The organism is Microbacterium sp. (assembly GCF_051953575.1).
Lineage (GTDB): Bacteria > Actinomycetota > Actinomycetes > Actinomycetales > Microbacteriaceae > Microbacterium.
On record NZ_JBQCIP010000166.1, the window covers coordinates 1 to 4,062 of the forward strand.

Annotated in this window: 8 protein-coding genes; 7 read left to right on the forward strand and 1 reads right to left on the reverse strand. The window is 71.4% G+C overall.

Going from position 1 to position 4,062, the window contains the following annotated elements; translation table 11 throughout:
- Nucleotides 1-317 (forward strand): TipAS antibiotic-recognition domain-containing protein (locus ACTHNQ_RS10420; RefSeq protein WP_440333308.1); only part of this gene is annotated, 317 nt, incomplete at its 5' end.
- A gap of 63 nt (nucleotides 318-380) precedes the next feature.
- Here ACTHNQ_RS10420 and ACTHNQ_RS10425 read toward each other — a convergent pair.
- Nucleotides 381-545, reverse strand: coding sequence for a hypothetical protein (locus ACTHNQ_RS10425; RefSeq protein WP_018173857.1), 165 nt, complete (start codon nucleotides 543-545; stop codon nucleotides 381-383).
- Nucleotides 546-742: 197 nt separating this feature from the next.
- Here ACTHNQ_RS10425 and ACTHNQ_RS10430 point away from each other — a divergent pair, with 197 nt between their 5' ends.
- The 6 genes from ACTHNQ_RS10430 to ACTHNQ_RS10455 form a co-directional block, all read left to right on the forward strand.
- Complete coding sequence (locus tag ACTHNQ_RS10430) at nucleotides 743-1,630, forward strand: SDR family oxidoreductase (RefSeq protein ID WP_440333309.1); 888 nt, start codon at nucleotides 743-745, stop codon at nucleotides 1,628-1,630.
- Between the two features lie 36 nt (nucleotides 1,631-1,666).
- The gene (locus ACTHNQ_RS10435; RefSeq protein ID WP_018173859.1) at nucleotides 1,667-1,933 is read left to right on the forward strand and encodes a DUF7218 family protein; all 267 of its coding nucleotides are present in this window, start codon (nucleotides 1,667-1,669) and stop codon (nucleotides 1,931-1,933) included.
- Nucleotides 1,934-1,979: 46 nt separating this feature from the next.
- Nucleotides 1,980-2,948 (forward strand): DNA topoisomerase IB, encoded by a 969-nt coding sequence (locus ACTHNQ_RS10440; protein ID WP_440333310.1) that lies wholly within the window; start codon nucleotides 1,980-1,982, stop codon nucleotides 2,946-2,948.
- A 52-nt stretch (nucleotides 2,949-3,000) separates the two neighbouring features.
- Nucleotides 3,001-3,414: a fluoride efflux transporter FluC gene (locus tag ACTHNQ_RS10445; RefSeq protein WP_440333311.1), complete on the forward strand. Its 414-nt coding sequence runs from the start codon at nucleotides 3,001-3,003 to the stop codon at nucleotides 3,412-3,414.
- Entirely contained in the window at nucleotides 3,411-3,788 is a 378-nt protein-coding gene (gene crcB, locus ACTHNQ_RS10450) for a fluoride efflux transporter CrcB (RefSeq protein WP_440333312.1), read from the forward strand. The genes ACTHNQ_RS10445 and crcB overlap by 4 nt, the downstream gene beginning before the upstream one ends.
- An 85-nt stretch (nucleotides 3,789-3,873) precedes the next feature.
- Nucleotides 3,874-4,062 (forward strand): efflux RND transporter permease subunit (locus ACTHNQ_RS10455; protein ID WP_440333313.1); only part of this gene is annotated, 189 nt, incomplete at its 3' end.

Here is a 4,062-nt window from a genome sequence, read left to right on the forward strand (position 1 = left end):
GCTCGATGAGCGCCGACGAGAAGGCCGCGTGGCAGCAGCGCGTGGCGGACCTCGGGCGCGACTGGATCGCGGCCGCGGAGTCCGGCGTCGCCCCCGAGGGCGACGAGGCGCAGGCGCTCGCGGAGCGCCACGTCGCGTGGCTGACCGGCATCCCCGGAACTCCCGCGGCGTCGCCCGGCGGCGACGTCAAGGCGTACGTGCAGGGACTCGGCGACATGTACGTCGCCGACCCGCGGTTCGCCGCGAACTACGGCGGTGCGAAGGGCGCCGAGTTCGTCCGCGACGCGCTCCGCGTGTACGCGGACGCGCACCTGTAAACGGCAGAAGTGGCTGCCGCGGCCCGGTCAGGCTGCGGCATCCACTTCTTCGTTCCCGGGGTGTCAGGTGCGGTTGCTTCCGCTGAGTACGCGGAACAGGAACGCGATGAGGGCGATGACACCGACGATGATCGCGACCCACAGCAGCCAGTTCAGAGCAGAACTCAGCCCGCCGACGATCGCGAGGATGATGGCGATGACGATGATGATGATGAGGGCGATGTTCATGGGGGTCCTCCTTGTGGGTGCCGACGCAGGTGCGCCGGTTGCCTCGTAGGCACACCACGACAGTCCCACCGGTCGGCACTGCGCCGTAGTGGGTTGACGCGGTCGCGTCGCCGGTGATAGACGGTTCGCCGTTAAGGCCGTACGGCGTCGAAGTCAACCCCCGTGATCGACGCGGGCCCCGCTTCTAGCGTCGCGATATGAGCACATCGACCGGTACCGACCCCACGACCGCGCACCGCACCGACGGCTTCCCCGAGCAGGAGCAGCAGCAGCCCGGAACCACGGACGAGACGCGCCCCGAACCCGATCACGGCGAACGGAGCTACCGCGGATCCCTGCGGCTCAGCGAACGCCGCGCTCTCATCACCGGCGGTGACTCCGGCATCGGCCGGGCCGTGGCCATCGCCTTCGCGCGAGAAGGCGCGGACGTCGCGCTGACCCACATGCCCGAGGAGCAGGACGACGCCGACGACACCGTCCGGTGGCTGACCGAGGCGGGTTCGCACGCGCTGGCGCTCAGCGGAGACCTGCGGGACGAGCAGTTCTGCGCCGACATCGTGACCCGCACCGTCGACGAGCTGGGCGGCCTCGACGTGCTCGTGCTCAACGCCGCGTACCAGAAGGACCGCGACGGCCTCGAGAACCTCGAGACCGAGGAGCTCGACCGCGTGGTCCGCACCAACCTGTACGCCCCGATCTTCACAGCGCGCGCAGCGATCCCGCACCTGAAGCCGGGGGCGTCGATCATCGTGACGACGTCGATCCAGGCGTTCAACCCGTCGCCCGGGCTGCTGGACTACGCGATGACGAAGGCGGCGCACGTCGCGTTCGTCAAGGCGCTCGCCGAGGAGCTCGGGCCGAAGGGCATCCGCGTGAACGGCGTCGCTCCCGGCCCGATCTGGACGCCCCTCATCCCGGCCACGGGGTGGGACGCCGAGCGTCTCGCGACGTTCGGCAAGGACACGCCGCTCGGCCGTGCGGGGCAGCCCGCCGAGCTCGCCGGCGCGTACGTCTACCTCGCGAGCGACGAGGCGACGTACACGTCCGGCGCCATCCTGCCGGTGACCGGCGGCAAGGGACTGTGACCGCCGGCATCGCGGCCGCCACGAGAAGGAGGAATCATGCCTGGACGGCGAGGGTCCAACCTCAAGGACCGTGAACTGTACGAAGAGCTGCGCGACGAAGGCGCCTCGAAAGAGAAGGCCGCGCGCATCTCGAACGCCGCCGCCAGCCAGGGCCGCAAGACGGTCGGCCGGCGCGGCGCGAACGCGAAGGACTACGACGACCGCACCGTGCCCGAGCTGCGCAAGCGCGCGAAAGAGCTCGGCCTGCACGGATACTCGGACAAGAAGAAGTCCGAGCTGATCTCGATGATCCGCAACCACTGAGGCGGCGGCGCGAGCCGGCATCCGGACTCGCAGGAATGGAGGACGGATGCCGAAGCTCGTGCGCGTGCGGCCTTACCGCGACGCGGGGATCCGCCGCGTGCGCGCGGGGTCGGGGTTCCGCTATGTGGACGAGAAGGGCCGCACCCCGGGCGCCCGCCATCTGGAGCGCATCCAGGCGCTGGTGATCCCGCCGGCGTGGCACGACGTCTGGATCAGCGCGCGCCCCGACGGGCACATCCAGGCCGTGGGCGTCGATGACGCCGGGCGCACCCAGTACCTGTACCACCCGGACTGGACGGCAGGACGCGACCGGGGCAAGTTCGCCCGTGCGCTCGCGCTCGCCGAGGCGCTGCCGCGTGCCCGGGCGCGCGTCACGACGTCGCTGCGGCGCCCCGCCCTCGATCGCGAGCGGGTGCTCGCCGTCGCGTTCCGGCTGCTCGATCAAGCCTCGCCGCGCATCGGCTCGGAGCGCTACCTCGCCGCGCACGGCAGCCGCGGGCTGACGACCCTGCAGCGACGGGACGCCTCGGTGGAGGCATCCACCGTCTCGCTGTCGTTCCCCGGCAAGAGCGGCAAGCGACAGCTGCTCGAGGTCGACGACGCCGACCTCGCCGCCGCGATCGAGCTGCTCGCGGCGGGCCGGCCGCGCTCGCCGCTGCTGGCCTGGGACCGGGCGGGGCGCCGCGTGCCGCTGACCCCGGCAGAGGTCAACGCGTACGTCCGCGCGCTCACGGGCGGACGGTTCACGGCCAAGGACTTCCGGACGCTGCGGGGCACGATCCTCGCCGCCGATGCGCTCGCACGCATCGGCACCGTCGACACCAAGTCCGATCTCAAGCGCGCCGAGGTGCTCGCCGTGCGGGCGACCGCGGAGGCCCTCGGCAACACGCCCTCCGTCGCCCGCAGCTCGTACATCGACCCGCGCGTCTTCGCCCGCTACCGCGACGGCCACCTGCTCGACCTGTCGATCACGCCCGAGTCGGCGATCCGCGGGCTGCTGAGATCCGGGCGCTGAGATCCGGCCGCTGACATCCGGGCGCCGAGACGCGCCGGAGTAGCGTGAGGGGATGCCGCAGCCCCTCGATCCGCGTGTGCTCGGGGTGACCGTCGTGGGCGGGGCCGTCGGCGTCCTGGCGCGGGGGCTGATCATCGCACCCGTCGTGGACCCGAGCGCCGTGCCATGGGTCACCCTCGCGATCAACGCCGTCGGCTCGCTGCTGCTCGGTGTGGTGGTCGGCTGGCTCGACGACCGGCATCCCCTCGCCCGCGCATTCCTCGGCACCGGCGTGATGGGCGGCTTCACCACCTACAGCGCGTTCGCGGTGGCGACGACGCTGTGGCTGTCGACGCCCTGGCTGGCCGGTGCGCTGGCTGCGGCATCCGTCATCGCGGGTGTCGTCGGAGCGGTCGTGGGGCTGTTCATCGGGCGCCGCATCGCCGATGTGCCCGGTGAGATCGAGCCCCTCGAGGACGCCGAGTGAACCCCTGGCTGCTGGTCGCGGCGCTCGCCGGAGGCGCCGGCGCGGGTCTGCGCTACGCGGTCGACCGGTGGCTCACGCCCGCCCGCGGCGCGCGGTTCCCCGTGGGGATCCTCGTCGTGAACGTGTCGGGCTCGTTCGCGCTCGGCGTCGTCACCGGGCTCGGGTCGGCCATCGCCCCCGAGCTGTCGCTCGTGCTCGGCCTCGGCCTGCTCGGCGGCTACACGACCTTCAGCACCGTGTCGGTCGAGACGGTGCTGCTCGCGCAGCGCAGACGGTGGCGGGATGCCGCGCTGAACCTCCTCGGCACCCTCGTGCTCGCCGCGGTCGGCGCCGGGCTGGGGCTCGGGCTGGGAGCGGTCCTATCGGGCGTTTGAGTGCATGAAATACTGAAAACCGATACACGTTCGTATCGTGCGGATTCCGCATCCATGCACCACCTCACCCAGCGAAGGCATTGCTGTGTCGAACCTCGCCGTCCTGAGTCTCAAGAACCGCGCCCTGATCGCCCTCATCACGATCGTCGCCGCCATCTTCGGCGGCCTCGCGCTGACGAACCTCAAGCAGGAGCTCATCCCGTCGATCGAGTTCCCCGCGCTGATCGTCGTCTCGACGTACCCGGGCGCCTCGCCCGAGGTCGTGAGCAACGAC

What these genes read in the sequence shown, in the direction of transcription:
- ACTHNQ_RS10425 (WP_018173857.1), bottom strand. Translation starts at nt 545, where the DNA reads ATGAACATCGCCCTCATCATCATCATCGTCATCGCCATCATCCTCGCG.
- ACTHNQ_RS10430 (WP_440333309.1), top strand. Translation starts at nt 743, where the DNA reads ATGAGCACATCGACCGGTACCGACCCCACGACCGCGCACCGCACCGAC.
- ACTHNQ_RS10435 (WP_018173859.1), top strand. Translation starts at nt 1,667, where the DNA reads ATGCCTGGACGGCGAGGGTCCAACCTCAAGGACCGTGAACTGTACGAA.
- ACTHNQ_RS10440 (WP_440333310.1), top strand. Translation starts at nt 1,980, where the DNA reads ATGCCGAAGCTCGTGCGCGTGCGGCCTTACCGCGACGCGGGGATCCGC.
- ACTHNQ_RS10445 (WP_440333311.1), top strand. Translation starts at nt 3,001, where the DNA reads ATGCCGCAGCCCCTCGATCCGCGTGTGCTCGGGGTGACCGTCGTGGGC.